The sequence below is a fragment of the uncultured Psychroserpens sp. genome (assembly GCF_947501425.1).
Lineage (GTDB): Bacteria > Bacteroidota > Bacteroidia > Flavobacteriales > Flavobacteriaceae > Psychroserpens.
On sequence record NZ_CANMVN010000006.1, the window covers coordinates 250462 to 267763 of the forward strand.

At 34.3% G+C, this 17302-nt stretch carries 16 protein-coding genes; 10 read left to right on the forward strand and 6 right to left on the reverse strand.

The annotated features are described in order from the left end of the window. The first annotated feature begins 4 nt into the window (after positions 1 to 4). From Q0951_RS11135 to Q0951_RS11180, 10 genes are all read left to right on the forward strand, one after another. Positions 5 to 1276, forward strand: coding sequence for an adenylosuccinate synthase (locus Q0951_RS11135; RefSeq protein WP_299336850.1), 1272 nt, complete (start codon positions 5 to 7; stop codon positions 1274 to 1276). Positions 1277 to 1359: 83 nt separating this feature from the next. Continuing rightward, positions 1360 to 3153: an OstA-like protein gene (locus Q0951_RS11140; protein WP_299336851.1), complete on the forward strand. Its 1794-nt coding sequence runs from the start codon at positions 1360 to 1362 to the stop codon at positions 3151 to 3153. After that, a complete protein-coding gene (locus Q0951_RS11145) occupies positions 3153 to 4334 on the forward strand; it encodes an aspartate aminotransferase family protein (protein WP_299336852.1) in 1182 nt (393 codons plus the stop codon). The genes Q0951_RS11140 and Q0951_RS11145 overlap by 1 nt, the downstream gene beginning before the upstream one ends. A 169-nt stretch (positions 4335 to 4503) precedes the next feature. After that, positions 4504 to 5907, forward strand: coding sequence for a tetratricopeptide repeat protein (locus tag Q0951_RS11150; RefSeq protein ID WP_299336853.1), 1404 nt, complete (start codon positions 4504 to 4506; stop codon positions 5905 to 5907). A 96-nt stretch (positions 5908 to 6003) separates the two neighbouring features. Beyond that, the gene (locus Q0951_RS11155) at positions 6004 to 6996 is read left to right on the forward strand and encodes a DUF368 domain-containing protein (protein ID WP_299336854.1); all 993 of its coding nucleotides are present in this window, start codon (positions 6004 to 6006) and stop codon (positions 6994 to 6996) included. A 4-nt stretch (positions 6997 to 7000) separates the two neighbouring features. Beyond that, a complete protein-coding gene (locus Q0951_RS11160; RefSeq protein ID WP_299336855.1) occupies positions 7001 to 8017 on the forward strand; it encodes a DUF368 domain-containing protein in 1017 nt (338 codons plus the stop codon). Then, positions 8017 to 8757 carry a shikimate dehydrogenase gene (locus Q0951_RS11165; RefSeq protein WP_299336856.1) on the forward strand — a complete coding sequence of 247 codons (741 nt, stop codon included), beginning with the start codon at positions 8017 to 8019 and terminating at the stop codon, positions 8755 to 8757. The genes Q0951_RS11160 and Q0951_RS11165 overlap by 1 nt, the downstream gene beginning before the upstream one ends. A gap of 78 nt (positions 8758 to 8835) precedes the next feature. After that, on the forward strand, positions 8836 to 10863 hold the full coding sequence (locus Q0951_RS11170; protein ID WP_299336857.1) for a DUF349 domain-containing protein: 2028 nt from the start codon (positions 8836 to 8838) through the stop codon (positions 10861 to 10863). A gap of 63 nt (positions 10864 to 10926) precedes the next feature. Next, positions 10927 to 11211, forward strand: coding sequence for a hypothetical protein (locus Q0951_RS11175; protein WP_299336859.1), 285 nt, complete (start codon positions 10927 to 10929; stop codon positions 11209 to 11211). 48 nt (positions 11212 to 11259) lie between these two features. Then, positions 11260 to 11757 (forward strand): nuclear transport factor 2 family protein, encoded by a 498-nt coding sequence (locus tag Q0951_RS11180; RefSeq protein WP_299336860.1) that lies wholly within the window; start codon positions 11260 to 11262, stop codon positions 11755 to 11757. A gap of 211 nt (positions 11758 to 11968) precedes the next feature. Here Q0951_RS11180 and Q0951_RS11185 read toward each other — a convergent pair whose 3' ends face one another. From Q0951_RS11185 to Q0951_RS11210, 6 genes are all read right to left on the reverse strand, one after another. Continuing rightward, positions 11969 to 12517 carry a 1-acyl-sn-glycerol-3-phosphate acyltransferase gene (locus tag Q0951_RS11185; RefSeq protein ID WP_299336862.1) on the reverse strand — a complete coding sequence of 183 codons (549 nt, stop codon included), beginning with the start codon at positions 12515 to 12517 and terminating at the stop codon, positions 11969 to 11971. Between the two features lies 1 nt (position 12518). Further along, positions 12519 to 13601 (reverse strand): iron-containing alcohol dehydrogenase family protein, encoded by a 1083-nt coding sequence (locus Q0951_RS11190; protein WP_299336863.1) that lies wholly within the window; start codon positions 13599 to 13601, stop codon positions 12519 to 12521. Between the two features lie 47 nt (positions 13602 to 13648). After that, positions 13649 to 14269, reverse strand: coding sequence for a CatA-like O-acetyltransferase (locus Q0951_RS11195; RefSeq protein ID WP_299336864.1), 621 nt, complete (start codon positions 14267 to 14269; stop codon positions 13649 to 13651). Then, positions 14269 to 14973: an HAD family hydrolase gene (locus Q0951_RS11200; RefSeq protein WP_299336865.1), complete on the reverse strand. Its 705-nt coding sequence runs from the start codon at positions 14971 to 14973 to the stop codon at positions 14269 to 14271. The genes Q0951_RS11195 and Q0951_RS11200 overlap by 1 nt, the downstream gene beginning before the upstream one ends. A 1-nt stretch (position 14974) precedes the next feature. After that, positions 14975 to 15703 (reverse strand): 3-deoxy-manno-octulosonate cytidylyltransferase, encoded by a 729-nt coding sequence (gene kdsB / locus Q0951_RS11205; protein WP_299336866.1) that lies wholly within the window; start codon positions 15701 to 15703, stop codon positions 14975 to 14977. 97 nt (positions 15704 to 15800) lie between these two features. Beyond that, entirely contained in the window at positions 15801 to 17228 is a 1428-nt protein-coding gene (locus Q0951_RS11210; protein ID WP_299336867.1) for an AAA family ATPase, read from the reverse strand. Positions 17229 to 17302: the final 74 nt, after the last annotated feature.

Here is a 17302-nt window from a genome sequence, read left to right on the forward strand (position 1 = left end):
TACAATGGCAGTAGATTTACTACTAGGATTACAATGGGGCGACGAAGGCAAAGGAAAAATTGTTGATGTACTCACCTCCAAATACAACATTATTGCACGTTTTCAAGGTGGTCCAAATGCAGGACACACACTAGAATTTGATGGTATTAAACACGTATTGAGAACTATTCCTTCAGGAATTTTTCACGATGATTCAATAAATGTCATTGGTAACGGTGTTGTTATTGATCCTGTGGTATTTGTTCAGGAATTAGATGGCTTAGATAAATTTGATTTGGATTATAAGTCAAAATTAATCATATCTAGAAAAGCCCATGTTATTTTACCAACCCATCGTTTGTTAGATGCAGCTTCTGAAACTTCTAAAGGGAAAGCTAAAATTGGTTCTACTTTAAAAGGTATCGGACCAACATACATGGATAAAACTGGTCGTAACGGAATTAGAATAGGAGATCTTGAATTAGACAACTGGAAAGAAAAATACAGAACACTTGCTAATAAACATGAGGCCATGATAGGATTCTACAATGTAGATATCCAATATGATCTTAAAGAAATGGAAGATGAATTCTTTGCAGCTGTAGAACGCCTTAAAGAATTACAGTTTATTGATAGCGAAGAATATTTAAACCAAGCTTTAAAAAACGGAAAACCAATTTTAGCCGAAGGTGCTCAGGGATCGCTGTTAGATATTGACTTCGGAACCTATCCGTTTGTGACATCCTCTAACACAACAGCCTCTGGAGCCTGTACAGGTTTGGGTGTTGCTCCTAACAAGATTGGTGAAGTCTTCGGGATTTTCAAAGCCTATACTACTCGTGTTGGTTCTGGTCCATTTCCTACTGAATTATTTGACGAAACAGGTGCAGAAATGGCACGAATTGGTCATGAGTTTGGTGCAGTTACTGGTCGCCCAAGACGTTGTGGATGGTTAGATCTTGTTGCTCTCAAATATGCATGTCAGGTTAATGGTGTTACACAATTAAGTATGATGAAAGGCGACGTGCTTTCTGGCTTTAAAACTTTAAAAGTGTGTACTGCATACAAATACAAAGGTGAAACTATCACACACTTACCGTTTAATATTGAAGACGAAAACGTCACTCCTATCTATACAGAATTTAAAGGCTGGAAGGAAGATCTAACAAAAATGCGAGAGGTATCTCAGTTTCCAAAAGAACTAAATGAGTACATTGAGTTTCTTGAGAAAGAACTAGAAATACCTATCACTATTGTTTCTGTTGGTCCAGATAGAACTCAGACCATCAATAGGTAGTCAAAGATCGCATCTATTAAAAATCTGTTAAGGCATACTATTACCAAGAGATAATAGTTATTTTTGGAGCAAAACATGTTACCTTGAATCTAGTTTTTAGATATATTCTTATTATTCTGTGTTGTTTTTCAGCAGTACGCTCCTATTCTCAAGAACCCAAGAAAATTTTCATTGAATATTCTGGGTTTACAGTCAAAGACACGCTTTCAGGTCCAAACGTAGTTACCTTTGTTAGAAGTGATCAATCTCAAATTCATATTGTACATGAAGGTGTTGATATGTGGTGTGATAAAGCGATTTATTACCAAAAAGAAGATTTTATTGAAGCGTTCAATAATGTTAGAATGCAACAAGGCGATACCATTAATATGACGTCCAAATATGTGGAGTATAGTGGAATCACGCAATTAGCCTTTGCAGCAGGAGATGTTGTACTTACCGAACCACAATCTACATTAACCACAGATACGCTTTTTTTTAACAGAGTAACACAACAAGCCTATTATAAAAGTAAAGGAAAGGTCGTTAGAGACTCATCCGGAACCATCACCAGTCAGATTGGTCGTTATTACATGGATACAAGTAAATACCGATTCTTAAAAGATGTTGTGTTGGTAAATCCTGAATACACTTTAAATACCAATCAGTTAGATTTTTATTCAGAAAGCGGACATGCCTACATGTATGGTCCTTCAACCATAGTAGGAGACTCGAGTAAGATTTACTGTGAACGCGGATTCTACAATACTAATAACGATACTGGTTACTTTCTCAAAAATTCTAAAATCAATTATAACAATCGTGAGGTTATAGGTGATAGTATGTATTTTGACAGAACACGAAGTTTTGCCTCTGCCACCAATAACATTAAAGTTACAGATACTATTAATAAAAGCATTGTTAAAGGACATTACGCCGAAGTATTTAGAGCTAAAGATTCAGTCTTTATCACCAAACGCGCATTAGCGATAACTGTTCAGGAAAACGATTCAATATACATACATGCCGATACTTTAATGGTTACTGGTAAACCTGAACATCGCATTACCAGAGCCTATTTCAATGCAAAAATGTATAAGAGTGATATGAGCGGAAAAGCCGACTCTATTCACGCCGATCACAAAACAGGCCTTACACAATTGATCAATCTGAAACGTTTCAATACAGGTGATGATTTTTCAGTAAAGCGCAGACCAGTCCTCTGGAATTTAGGAAATCAAATGACAGGAGATTCAATTCACCTGATCTCAAACGTTGAAAAAGAAGAACTCGATTCACTTAAGGTGTTTGATAATGCGTTTCTCATAAGTAAAGATTCCTTAGGCGATGGCTTTAATCAAATTAAAGGTCAGAAATTAATAGGATTATTTAAAGATAATGAACTCTACAATGTAGATATCATTAAAAATGCTGAAATCATTTTCTACACCAGAAATGATGAGGACTCTCTAATTGGTATTAATAAATCAAAATCTGGAAGCATTAATCTTCAGTTTGATGGCCCTTACAAGATTGTAACGCTTATCAATCAAGTGGATGGCGATATTTATCCCGAATCCCAGTTTCCGAAAAATGCTAGAAAATTTCGTGGTTTTGATTGGCGAGGTGATGAACAACCCAAAAGTGTAGAAGATTTGTTTAGCGATGATCCTCCTCTAGTCCTTCCAAAGATAAAAGGCTTAGATCCTTATGTGGAAGACGAGGAGTTTATAGATGACGCACTGTTGAAACGTGTTGACGCAGCTGAAAAAGTTGACAAGGATAAGATCAATAAAGCTGCTAGGCGAATATCAGTTGAAGAGAAAAAACCAAAAGAGAAAAAGGATGTTAAGCCTTTACAAGAGATAAAACCTTTGATTAAAACAAAAGATAATTGATGAAAGAAGATTTCTTCAAATATCAAGCTCAAACTACACCTCACCCTTTAGGAATGACGATTTCACATGCTGAAGGGACTTATATTTACGATTCAAATCAAAAATCATATTTAGATTTTGTTGCAGGTGTTTCTGCGTGCAGTCTTGGCCATAAACACCCAAAAGTAGTTCGTGCGATTAAAGACCAATTAGATCGTTATTTACACGTAATGGTTTATGGAGAATACATTCAGGAACCTGCTGTAAAACTCACTAGACTATTAGCTTCTCACCTACCTGAATCACTACAAAAAACATACCTGACTAACTCAGGGACTGAGGCAATAGATGGTGCTATTAAATTAGCAAGACGTGTGACAGGAAGAAGTGAAATCATAGCAGCTCATCATGCCTATCATGGTAATACAATGGGAGCATTGAGTGTCATGGGCTTTGAAGAACGAAAGCAAGTGTTTAGACCACTAATTCCCGATGTGCGATTTATCAAGTTCAATGACCAAAACGATCTGTCACACATAACTAGTAAAACAGCAGCTGTCATCTTAGAGACCATACAAGGTGGTGCTGGTTTTATAGAGCCTGTCAATGGTTATTTAGAAAACGTTAGAGCTAAGTGCGACGCTGTAGGAGCACTATTGATCTTAGACGAGATACAACCCGGTATTGGACGAACTGGTAAACTCTTTGGTTTTGAACATTATAATTGTATTCCTGATATTCTTGTTACTGGTAAAGGTCTGGGTGGCGGAATGCCTATAGGTGCCTTTACATCCTCTGCTGAATATATGAACTTACTTCAAGACAATCCTAAGCTAGGTCATATTACCACCTTTGGTGGTCACCCAGTTATTGCTGCTGCTGCTCATGCTACTTTAAAGGAAATCACTGAAAGTAATTTGATAGCTAAAACATTAGAAAAAGAGCAACTCATTCGTAAGCATCTACAACATCCTTTAATTTCTGAAATTAGAGGAAGAGGTTTAATGTTAGCTGCTATCACCAACTCTCCTGATATCACAAATGAGGTCATTATGAAGTGTCAAGATGAAGGATTAATCTTGTTTTGGCTACTTTTTGAACCATGTGCAATCCGAATTACGCCGCCTTTGACTATTTCAAATGATGAAATTATTAAAGGATGTAAGATTATAACTCAGGTTTTAGATTCTATTTCGGCATAGTTTATGCAATACAACCAAAGTGTTAATGATCTGATTTACAAGACGTATAACTGCACTATGTTAATTTATACTCCAAGTGTTAATTATTTTGTTGAAAACAATAAACTAAAAAATCAAAATTTTTAGTCGATAAGAGTACTTTTATTTAAACGAACAACGCTATTTGCTTATGGAGTTTGGTCTACCTGAGGACAACAATAAAATTTCGCTTACACGATTTGAATCAATGCTCAAAACTAACAACGTTTTGTTCTTTGATTCTGCAGAATTCGAAAATATAATACATCATTACCTGGAGACAGGTAAAATAGCTTTGGCTAAAAAGGCTGTTAAATTAGGTCTTGAGCAACACCCTTCCTCTATTAATCTGAAATTATTTCAAACAGAGATTTATGTTTTAGAAAACAAGTTTGAAGAAGCCGACAAAATATTAGACAAGTTACATACACTAGAACCGAATAACGAAGAGATATTTATTCAAAAAGCAAACGTACTGTCCAAACAGGATATGCATGAAAAAGCGGTAAACACTTTACTTATTGCCTTAGATTTAGCTAGTGACGATGAAGGTATAGGTGATTTATACGCTCTTATTGGAATGGAATACCTGTTTCTAGATCAGTTTAATAACGCCAGAATTTATTTCAAAAAATGTCTTGAAATTGACATGGAAGACTATTCTGCGCTATACAATGTGATCTATTGTTATGACTTCTTAGATGAAAACGAAGACGCAATTAATTTTCTTAACACCTATTTAGACAAGAATCCATATTGCGAAGTAGCCTGGCATCAATTAGGTCGCCAATATTTTACTACAAAAGCATATGATAAGGCATTAGCTGCTTTTGATTTCGCCATCATTTCTGATGATAGCTTTGTTGGTGCATACCTTGAAAAAGGAAAAGTTCTAGAAAAGAAGAAGCAATATACAGAAGCTATTGAAAATTATAAAATCACGCTGGCACTAGATGAACCGACTTCATTTGCATTACTTAGAATCGGATTTTGTTATGAGAAGCTAGGTAATGAAGATTTAGCAGTACAGTATTTTTATAAAACCGTACATGAGGATCCTTTATTGGATAAAGGCTGGATTGCAATCACCAAGTTCTACAACAAGAAGCAAAATTATCAAAAAGCACTTTTTTATATCAATAAAGCTATTAATATTGATGGGGAAAATGTAGTATACTGGAAATTATACGCACAAATCAATCATAGATTAAATTTTCTGGAGGAAGCAGAACGTGGTTATAAAAAAGCATTAGACCTAGGGAATTATGAGCTACAAACATGGCTATCTAGAGCAGATATCTTGATAGCTTTAGGTGAATATGATGCCTCAGTCATTAATCTTATTCAAGCTGCAGAATTTTATCCGGAAACAGCAGAGATTGAATTCCGTTTAGCGGGTTTACACTTTACGCTTCATGAAAGTCAAAAAGGTCATTACCACTTGAAGAATGCCTTATTGCTTAACAAAGAATATGAGTTCATTATTGAAGAGTTGTTTCCAAATGTACTCTTGAAACCTTCTGTTAAGCAAATCATATCTGAGGCAAAAAAATAAGTCCGTTGCTTAGCATTTCGCAAAAAAATCATTCTTTTTAAGTAAGAAAATACTCGTGTATGTTTCATACCTTTACCCAGATTATCAAAACATAGAATGCAAAGAAAACTCAAGGATTATATTTTTTTAACACTGAAAGGAGCTGCTATGGGAGCTGCTGATGCTGTACCTGGCGTATCTGGTGGTACTATTGCGCTTATTTCTGGTATTTATGAAGAGCTCATTTCCACAATTGGAAGTGTGGATTTATCTCTTCTGAAAACACTACGAAAAGAAGGCTTTAAAGCGTTTTGGACACAATTGAATGGGAACTTCTTATTAGCACTGCTATCTGGTATCGGGATTAGCTTTGTAGTTTTTATGCGTATTGCAAAGTATCTACTTGAGCAACATCCTATCCTAATTTGGTCGTTCTTTTTTGGTCTTATCATTGCCAGTATATTTTTTGTAGGAAAACAAATAAAACGGTGGAATATTGGCACATTTACAGCTATAATTATTGGTGCACTTGTAGCGTTCTATGTTTCTACCTTACCTTCGTTAGGTGCTAATGACAATCCTTATTTCTTATTCATAGCAGGAGCAATCGCTATTTGCGCAATGATTTTACCTGGGATTTCCGGTTCTTTCATCTTAGTCATTTTAGGTGCGTATAAAACCTTAAGTGATGCGCTACACGATTTTGATGTCAAAAAAATAATGATTTTCATAATTGGAGCACTTGTTGGATTGTTGAGTTTCAGTCGCGTTTTAAAGTGGCTATTTAAAAACTATTACAATACTACTTTAGCATTACTAACTGGATTTATAATTGGTTCTTTAAATAAAGTTTGGCCTTGGAAAAAAACCATTTCAGTATTGAACAGTGATACTGGTACAGTAGAAGAGTTTAGTAAGATTTCAGATGTAGGTACGCTTTCCATTTACCAACAACAAACCAATGATTTTGAAACCTATAAAACCGTTTTAGAAGAAAGTATTTGGTCATCGTCTTATGCTGGTGATTCTCAAATTTGGTACGCGATTTTATTAATGACTTTAGGCTTTTTAACCATTTTTATTCTTGAAAAAATTGGTACAAAACACTAATTAAATGCAAAGCACCAGAACTCTTAAAGATAGAATTTTCCTAATTATTAAAGGACTCGGAATGGGAGCTGCCAATAAAGTCCCTGGAGTGTCTGGTGGTGTTGTTGCTTTTGTTGCAGGATTTTATGAAGAATTCATCTATTCGTTGCAACGTGTTAACAAAACAGCCTTTAAGTTGCTTTTCAACGGTAGATTTAAAAGCTTCTATCAATATATTAATGGTAAGTTTTTAGTGCTTTTGTTCTTCGGAATGATTGTAAGCTACTTCAGTGTCTCAAAGATTTTAGACTACTTCCTTAAAAATTATGAACTGTATGTTTGGAGTTTATTCTTCGGAATGATATTAGGCTCAATCTACTACATTAATAAAGATTTTAAAGACTGGAATACCAAGAGTATTATATCACTAGCTGTTGGAATCATTCTAGGAGTTGGCATAAGTTTTCTGGATCCAGCTACAGAAAATGACAACTTAATTTTTGTGTTCTTTTGTGGAATTATAAGTGTTTCAGGAATGACATTACCTGGATTTTCGGGCTCCTTTATTCTCATTCTACTCGGTAACTATGTATTATTACTCGTAGATTCTGTCAATGCCTTATACGATACCTTTGCTGAAATTTTTACTGGTGATTTCAGTTTCGTTGAAAATGAAATAAGAATGCGACTACTAAAAGTGTTAGGAATGTTCACTTTAGGATCTGTTACTGGTCTGGTTACATTCTCACATGTACTTAATTATGTATTACATCATTATAAAAGTATTACCATAGCTTCAATAATTGGTTTTATTATTGGTTCGTTAGGTGTGGTTTGGCCTTGGAAACGAACACTATATAAAACACAGGAAGACGGTTCTTTTTTATTGGATTCCAGAGGAGAAAAAATCATTTCCAATTATGAACGCTTTTTACCAGAGTTTAATACCGAAACCTATATCGCTATTGGATATGTTGCCCTTGGTATACTAGTTGTTCTGGCATTAGAGTGGTATGGTCAACGCACAAATAAAATCAAATAATGTCTAGATTAGGTTTATTAGGAAAAGATATATCGTATTCGTTTTCTGCAGGTTACTTTACTAAGAAATTTGAGGAAGAACGATTAGCATTCACCTATGAGAATTTTGATATGGAAGCTATTTCAGAATTTCCAAATCTCATTAGAAACAATCCTGATATTGTAGGCCTCAATGTAACCATTCCATACAAGGAACAAATCATTCCCTTTTTAGATTCTCTGGACAAAAAGGCCAAAAAAATTGGTGCTGTAAACACTATAACTTTTGACAATAAAGGACGATTGAGAGGCTATAATACAGATTGTTACGGTTTCAAAAAATCTATCAAACCCTATCTGAAAAAACATCACAAAAAAGCATTAATTCTTGGTACAGGAGGCGCCTCAAAAGCTATAGCCTACACGCTTAAAAAGCTAAACATAAAATTTGATTATGTTTCGAGAACAAAAAAAGAACATGCAAAGTTTACGTATGATAGTTTAACAGCTGACGATATCAATACTTACAAACTCATAATCAATTGCTCTCCAGTTGGCACACATCCAGATATAGAAGCCTGTCCAGATATTCCATATACTGCAATTACAGATCAACACCTACTCTACGATTTAATCTACAACCCGAAAGAAACAAAATTTCTAGCACAAGGAAAGCGCCAAAATGCTCAGATTAGTAATGGTTACCAAATGCTAGTATATCAAGCCGAAAAAGCCTGGGAAATTTGGAATTCAACTTTTTAAAGGTCATTTGAGAAGTTCTTTTTTGTAAATCAGTCGCTTGTTAGTATATTAGCCTTTTAACATTAAACACATTGAAAGATGTCAGAGAAGGAAAACCTGCAAGATGCAGACGGAAAGATTGAAATAGACGCTACAAACTCATCTCAAAAATCTAAAGAGGTAGACACCACAGCTGAAGAAGTTTTAGAAGAAACTAATGAGTCTACAGAAACAGAAGTGTCTGAAACAGCAGCAGCAACTGATAATACTGAAGCTACCGAAGCTGATGCGGAAGACACTGTAACAGCATCTGAAGAACAAACAAAGGCAACTGATGCGCATGTTGAAGAAATTGAAGAGTCAAATGCCGAAGATGCTGAAGATGAAGCCAATGCCGAGCGTCACGAATTAGAGTCTAAAGACTACCATTCTATGTCAATGGAGCAACTCACAATCGAGTTTGAGCAATTGATAGAAAATCACAAGATCCAAAATATCAAATCACAAGTTGAAGAGATCAAATCTGAGTTTAACTCAAAATTTGACGCCTTACTGGATGAAAAAAAGGAAGAATTTCTTAGTGAAGGTGGAAATGAAATAGATTTCTATTATGCATCTCCAGTAAAAAAGCGATTCAATAATGCATTTAAGTCTTATAGAAATAATCTCAATGCTTATTACAAGGAACGTGAGAACAATTTAAAAGCGAATCTGGAAAAACGTTTACAAATCATTGAAGAGATTAAAGGTCTTGTAAACGCGGAAGAAAACATAAATACCACATATAAGCAATTTAAAGATTTGCAGGAACAATGGCGAAATGCTGGACCTATTCCCAGAGATCGCTATAACAACGCTTGGAATTCATACCATCACCATGTAGAAATTTTTTACGACGTATTGCATCTAAATCGTGATCTGCGTGACATGGATTTCAAACACAACCTGGAACAAAAAACAAAAATCATTGAACGTGCTGAAGAATTAGCTAAAGATGATAACATTAACCGATCATTCAGAGAACTTCAAGTACTCCATAAATTATGGAAAGAAGATCTTGGCCCTGTTGCCAGAGAACATCGTGATGACATCTGGGAACGTTTTAGTAATGCTACAAAAACCATTCACGATAAGCGTCAGGCCTATTATGCAGATTTAGACAAGGCGCGTGAAAAAAACCTTGAACTCAAAGAAGGAATTATAATAAAAATTGAAGCAGTTGCTGCAGATACAGGTAATTCTCATCAATCATGGCAAAAGAAAATTAAAACGATTGAAGCTTTAAGAGAAGAGTTTTTTAATGCTGGAAAAGTACCTCAAAAAGTCAATGAAGCCACTTGGTCAAAATTTAAAGGAGCTGTTAGAGTCTTTAATAGAAACAAAAACAACTTTTACAAGAATCTAAAGAAAGATCAATACGACAATCTTGAAAAGAAAAAAGCATTAATCCAAATTGCACTTGACAACAAAGACAATGAAGATTTTGAAGCGACGACTCCGCTAATGAAGAAAATCCAAAGCGATTGGAAAAAGATTGGTCATGTTCCAAGAAAAGACAGCGATAAGATATGGAAAGAATTCAAAGGTGCATGTAACGCATATTTTGACAGACTTCACGCTGAACGCAATGAAGCCAACAAGGAATTGATGGCAGCATATGAACAGAAAACTGCTCTTCTACAAGAAGTAAATGCACTTGAGCTATCTGGCAAGCCTGAGAAAGATATTGAAACCATTAAAGAAAGAATTTCTGCTTGGAAAGCAATTGGTCACGTTCCGCAAAACAAACGTTATATAGACGGTAAATTCAATAAAGCACTTGATAACTTATTTGGTAAGTTAGACATGGATAAAGAGAAATTAGAGATGATCAAGTTTGAAAATAAACTTGAGAATTTATCAAAACCTAATGATACTCGCCTTCTAGATAATGAGCAAAATTTTATTAGAAAGAAAATTTCAGAAATAAAAGGAGAGATCAATCAACTGGAAAACAACATGCAGTTTTTCTCAAATGTTGATGAAAGCAATCCTTTGGTAAAAGATGTGATTAATAACATTGAAAAACATAAGAAAGGCTTGTCTATTTGGGTGCAGAAGCTCAAGAAGGTAAAAAGCATGTATTAATTGAAAGGTAGATCCGTTTTATTTATAGCAATTGGTATTTCTGTTTTTGTCGAATTGCTTTTCATGATTTTAGTTTTTAATAAAGTTGGTGCTGAACGATTACCAATTCAAATAGGTAGATTATTATTTCAAGGGTTCTTAATTTTCTTTATTTGGGAATTTAAATCAAGAACTGCCCTATTTATCCTAGTCGCTTTTCATTTAATTACAGCGTTGTTAAATGGGTTTTTATCTAATTACAAAACATCATTTCATACCATAGTTGCTGTATATCATCTAAGCTTAGCATTAGTTATGTACTTTAATAATTACCTACAAAAACTTTTTGCAAAAACAAATGACCATTAGTAATAATAGTTTCACCTTTTCTAAAGTATTATTTACTAACTTTAAGACATGGATAAACTCATAGAAACCTTCTACAAAGCATTTGGTGATTTGGATGCAGAGATTATGTGTTCTTGCTATCACGACGATATTGTTTTTGAAGACCCAGCTTTTGGAGTTTTAAAAGGAAAACGTGCCGGAAACATGTGGCGTATGCTCTGCGATTCTCAAAAAGACAAAGACTTTAAGATTATATACTCTGAAATTGAAGCCAATTCTGATAAAGGATCAGCAAAATGGGAAGCATTCTACACCTTCAGTAAAACTGGACGAAAAGTTCACAATAAAATCCAAGCAGATTTTGAATTTAAAGATGGAAAAATCATTAAGCATACTGATCATTTTAATCTTCACAAATGGGCTAGACAAGCTATGGGAATAAAAGGGTTTATGATTGGCAGAACTCGTTATTTCAAAAATAAACTAAGATATCAAACCAATAATTTACTTACCAAATACGAAAGTAGTTTACAACACAAAAAAGCTACTTATTTAGGGCTCAAGTAGCTTTTGTATAATCAAATCCTGTTTCTTTTTAGGGACTAATAGTTTACTTTATGTTTCAGTTTTGATTACATTCTAATTAAATCAAAATGTGTGCCAAAATCTGTTGTGCAACACAACTTATTAGGACTAAAAGATTAGTAGACAATAAAGATTTAGTAATTAATTAGGGTTGGAGCAGACTAAAATTTGAATACCGATTAATAGATAGAACTTAAGAGTATTCTGGTCGTTTACCAACCACATCTTTATAAAAAGCGGTCATGTGAGCAAAGTCAGACTCAACATCATCTGTTGGATAAAATGGTTCTGAGACGTGGTTTTGCTTGTTCTTAAAATCTAATGTGAACATAATGATTGGGACTTGTGCAGCTTTAGCTATATAATAAAACCCTGTTCTCCACTCTTCAACCTTTTTACGTGTACCTTCAGGAGCCAATGTCAATCTAAATTCGTCTTTATCTTCAAAAAGCTTAGCAATAGCTTCTACTTTATTTTGCCCTGATGTTCGATCTAATGGTGCACCACCAACTGCTCTAAAATAATAGCCAAACGGCCATTTAAAGAGTTCCTTTTTACCAACAAAATTTGTTTTCAAATTAACTACTTTCCGAAGTAATATTCCTATAAAAAAGTCATGCCAACTTGTGTGAGGTACAGCAATGATAACAGCTTTTTTTATGGTGTCTTTGGAGAAATTGACATTACCTGTAACCTTCCAGCCCAATAGTTTAAAATAGATAAATCTAGCTAACCATTGCATATTACATTTTTTGGTATAGTGTTTTAAGCACGTCTCTGGTAATCACCTGTTTCCAGTTTTTACCAATCGCATTTTCCCATAGAGGCACAAGACTTAAAGCCACATCAATCATTATATCAAATTCATCATCATGTAGATCTGCACACAAGCCTTGGGGTAATTTAATTTTATGCTTTTTCTTCATTGCTTTGAAGAATTTAACACCTTCTGGATAAAATTCTTCGAGATGATCAAAAACAATACAGTTACCAATTCCATGCTTCGTACCAAGAAGATAAGACAAGCCATAACTCATTGCATGCGCTACTCCTACTTGAGAATACGCAATACTCATTCCTCCGTGCCAAGAAGCCATCATCAATTTATCTTGAGATTCTTCTTCGGAAAGAGAGCCATCCAAGAATATTTCTTTACAAAGTTCAAAAGCTTTCTCACCATAGCTTTGGCTAAATGCATTTAAATACGTGCCATTAAGAGATTCTATACAATGAATAAAGCAATCCATTCCTGTGTAAAACCACTGATCTTTAGGAACATCTTTAGTGAGCTCCGGATCAAGAATAACCTGATCAAATGGTGTGTAATCAGAATTAATTCCTAATTTTTTCTCAGGACCAGTCAAAACAGTTGTTCTAGACACCTCTGCACCTGTACCTGATATTGTTGGAATGCCTACATGATAAATTGCAGGAGTCTTAACCAGATCCCATCCTTGGTAATCTTTGGCTTCTCCTTCATTTGTTAGCATTATAGCTACTGCTTTAGCTAAATCTAAAATGGTACCACCTCCTATTCCAATAATACCAGAAGGTCTGTCTTTATGAGTTAATATAATTTTCTCAACCAACTCATCAACTTGTGACGTCTTTGGTTCATTATCGGCAGATATAAATAATAGTTGATCATCGTATGCTATTGGAATTCTGGAGCTTAACCAGGCATTTCCTTTGAATACGTCATCAACCAAAAATATAAATGGTGCTTTTCTATTTAAGCGCTTAGGAGAAATAATATCTCCCAACTGATCAAAGCTTCCTCGCCCAAAAACAACTCTGGACACCATTGGATAATTCTTATAACTCATTTACTTGTCTTCGTGTAACAAAAATAAAAACATAGTTGGATTTATCTTTAGTTATTTAAATAATGTTGGAATTTTTCGGAAAATAATCCAACGTGATAGCCATCAACCAAAGCATGATTAACATGTAAAGACACATTCATCACTATGTTTCCATCGGGTTGATGTTCAATTTTACTAAACGCTAATTTAGGCACGGACTCAATTTCTCCTGAAACAGGTTCTTTGTGTCCTGAAAAATTCACCCAAGGTAGCGCTGAACAATGTATGCACTCCAAATCATTACGCTCTGGATATAATGCATTTGAATGTTCAATTCTATTTTTCTCTAAATCTATATTGATTAAAAATTGCTTCAAATCCATATCAAACTCAATATATGAAAATCCGAATGTTTTATCAGATCTCATTAGGGTAGCAGAAGCATTAATTGTATTATATTTAATGACCTCTTCACCTTCTATTCTCAATTTAAATTCATCTACATCATTAATTGCCTTCATACAATCATGGAGATACTTTCCGAAGAAAGATATGGCATTTGACTTAGCAAATCTATAAGCTTTACTGACATCAAATGGAATAGTAACACCAAAATACGGATCTTTCAATGACCGAAAATGGTCATAATGAGGTTTGCGTTTCCATGTATCTAAATCGATTATCTCCATTAATTTAAAATCGTTTTTAAATCTAACAAACTAGTTATCGTCTTATAATCTTTTTTTTGAGCCTCATGATCATTAACCTGTTCGTGTAACCATGTGGTATGAAAAGGAACATGTACTGCTTTAGCTCCAATATTAACTAATGGTAATATATCAGACTTCAATGAATTTCCAACCATCAAAAACTCTGACGGATTGATATCCAAATGGTTTAATAATTTTGAGTAATTAGACTCCTGCTTATCACTCAAAACTTCAATGTGATGAAAATAAGAGGTTAGATTTGACTTTTCGAGTTTGCGCTCCTGATCAAGAAGATCGCCTTTAGTCACAAGAATTAAACGATATGTCTTAGAAAGTGTCTTCAATATATCTTCTACACCATCCAATAATTCAACAGGTTTATTGAGCATATTCTTACCTATATTGAGAATTTTAGATATGGTTTGACTAGACACTTCATTGTTAGATAACTCTATAGCCATTTCAACCATTGACAGCACAAAACCTTTGATTCCGTAACCATACAATGGAAGATTCTCCATTTCCTTTTTAAATAGCTCTTGATCAATCTTGTTGGCTGTCTCATAAGCTGACAATAATTTTGCAAACTCCAATTCGGCCTCTCTAAAATAGGTTTCATTCACCCAGAGTGTATCATCTGCATCAAAACCTATAACTTTTATATGTTGGTAGTCGTTATTCACGTTATTTCCAGAGTTTTTTTGCGCGTTCGAGGTCTTCAGGTGTATCAATTTCTACACCTTCAACAGTAGTTTCAACCATTTTAATTCGCTTTCCATATTCTAAATAGCGAATACATTCAATTTTTTCTGTAGCTTCAATGAATTGCATTGGAAGCTTATAGAAATCCAATAAAGCTTCTTTTCTAAAAGCATAAATACCTTTGTGCTTAAAATAGCGAGCTCCTGCTTGTTTATCTCTTGGAAATGGAATTGGACTTCTAGAAAAGTACAAAGCAAAATTATTCTGGTCAACTATGACTTTTACAGTATTTGGGTTATTTATTTCATCCCAATCATGAATTTCAACCATGAGTGACGCTAAATCTATTTGCTTTTCAGAATCATCTCTAAACACCTCCAACACCTTTTCCAAACTGTCGCGTTCTGTAAATGGTTCGTCTCCTTGTACATTAACAACGATATCCACATCCAAATCTTGTACAGCCTCAGCTATACGATCACTTCCTGATTCATGTTCTTTTTTACTCATAATGGCTTTGCCACCATGCGATGTGATTTCATCATAAATGATTTTGCTGTCGGTAACAACATACACATCATCAAATAACTCTGTTGCAATTGTTGCTTCGTAAGTACGTAGAATGACTGATTTTCCTGCTAAATTCTGCATGAGCTTTCCTGGAAAACGTGACGCACTGTATCGTGCAGGAATCATTGAGATTATCTTCATTTGACCAATTAGGTTGAATATCAAAAATAAAACTTTTAGAGGACTTTAGGTCGTACTTTTTTAATCTTTTTATAAACCTTGAAAATGATATAAAAAATTAGTCTTCTTCAAAAAATTCATCTTTAAAACCAATAAGATATAATTTGTCTTTTGCTCTTGTCACAGCTGTATAAAGCCATCTCATATAATCCCGATCAATTCCATTAGGCAAGTAAGGTTGCTCTACGAAAATGGTATGCCATTGTCCTCCTTGCGACTTATGACAAGTGATTGCATATGAAAATTTAACCTGAAGCGCATTGAAATGCTTATTGTTCTTAATCTTTAAGAATTTCTTATAGTTAGAAGTTTCGTCTTCATAATCTTTTTGCACCTCCTGATACAGACGATTGCTATCGTCGTAAGTAAGCGATGGTGTCTCAGCTTCTATGGTATCTAAAAGTAAAACGGTCTCAAAAGATCGCATTTTAGGATAATCTACCATTTGAACTTTAACTTCAGCAAAGCGAAAACCATAAAGCGATGTTATAGAAAAAATCTCCAATACCTGAATGATATCACCATTTGCTATGAAGCCAGCTTCTGTAGTTGGCTTGATCCAGAAATAATTATTCTTCACCACCATTAAAAAATCACCAACTGTAAGTTCATTTTCATTGAATATTATTCTATTTCTTATTTGTTGATTGTAAAGGTTAGCACGTTTATTACTTCTCACAATTATAGCAGTTTCTTCATGTCCGTGAGCACTGTAAGAATCGTTTATGGCATCCATAATTTCATGACCATCTATCAGTCTAATTATATCATCAAAACCTTTAAGGTCAAATTTAAAAGACTCAAAGAATTCGTTTTCTAAAACTTCTCTAATGCGAGTAGCGTTGATCAAAATTCCAGAATCCATATTTTGTCTTACAACTTCATCAAGCTCAATAGAAGTCACTATCTTATTATAATTTAAGTCTAGTTTATCTTGGTTTAGCGCTGGAGACAAATCGGCTTTTACAGGAGGCAATTGTGCTTTATCACCTATTAATAACAGTTTACATTTATGTCCGGAATACACATACTGCATGAGGTCATCTAGCAATGATGTACTTTCAAAGTTTTTAGAATCGGCAGGAATGTCAGGAATCATAGAAGCTTCGTCAACAATAAAAATTGTATTTCTATGCTTATTGGGTTGCAATACAAATTTAACACCTCCACCTCTATCTTTCTTCGGAAAATAAATTTTCTTATGGATTGTAAACGCTTCTTTTTTTGAATAATTAGAAATTACTTTTGCAGCTCTACCTGTTGGAGCCATCAATACAGCACTTTTTTTTGTTTCCCATAAATTTGAGACCAAAGTCCCAATAATGCTCGTTTTACCAGTTCCAGCAAAACCTTTTAAAAGATATAAAGCATTGGGAGAATCATTAAATATAAACTGAGAAAGTTGTTCAAGTGCAATGCGTTGTTTGGTAGTAGGTTCAAATGCAAACTTTTGAATTAATAATTTATAGAAATCTGATGCGTTCATCTATATAACTGAGATACAATTAAAAACGCAATATAAGGTTTAATGCGCTAGCTTTATATCTCTTTACATTACAA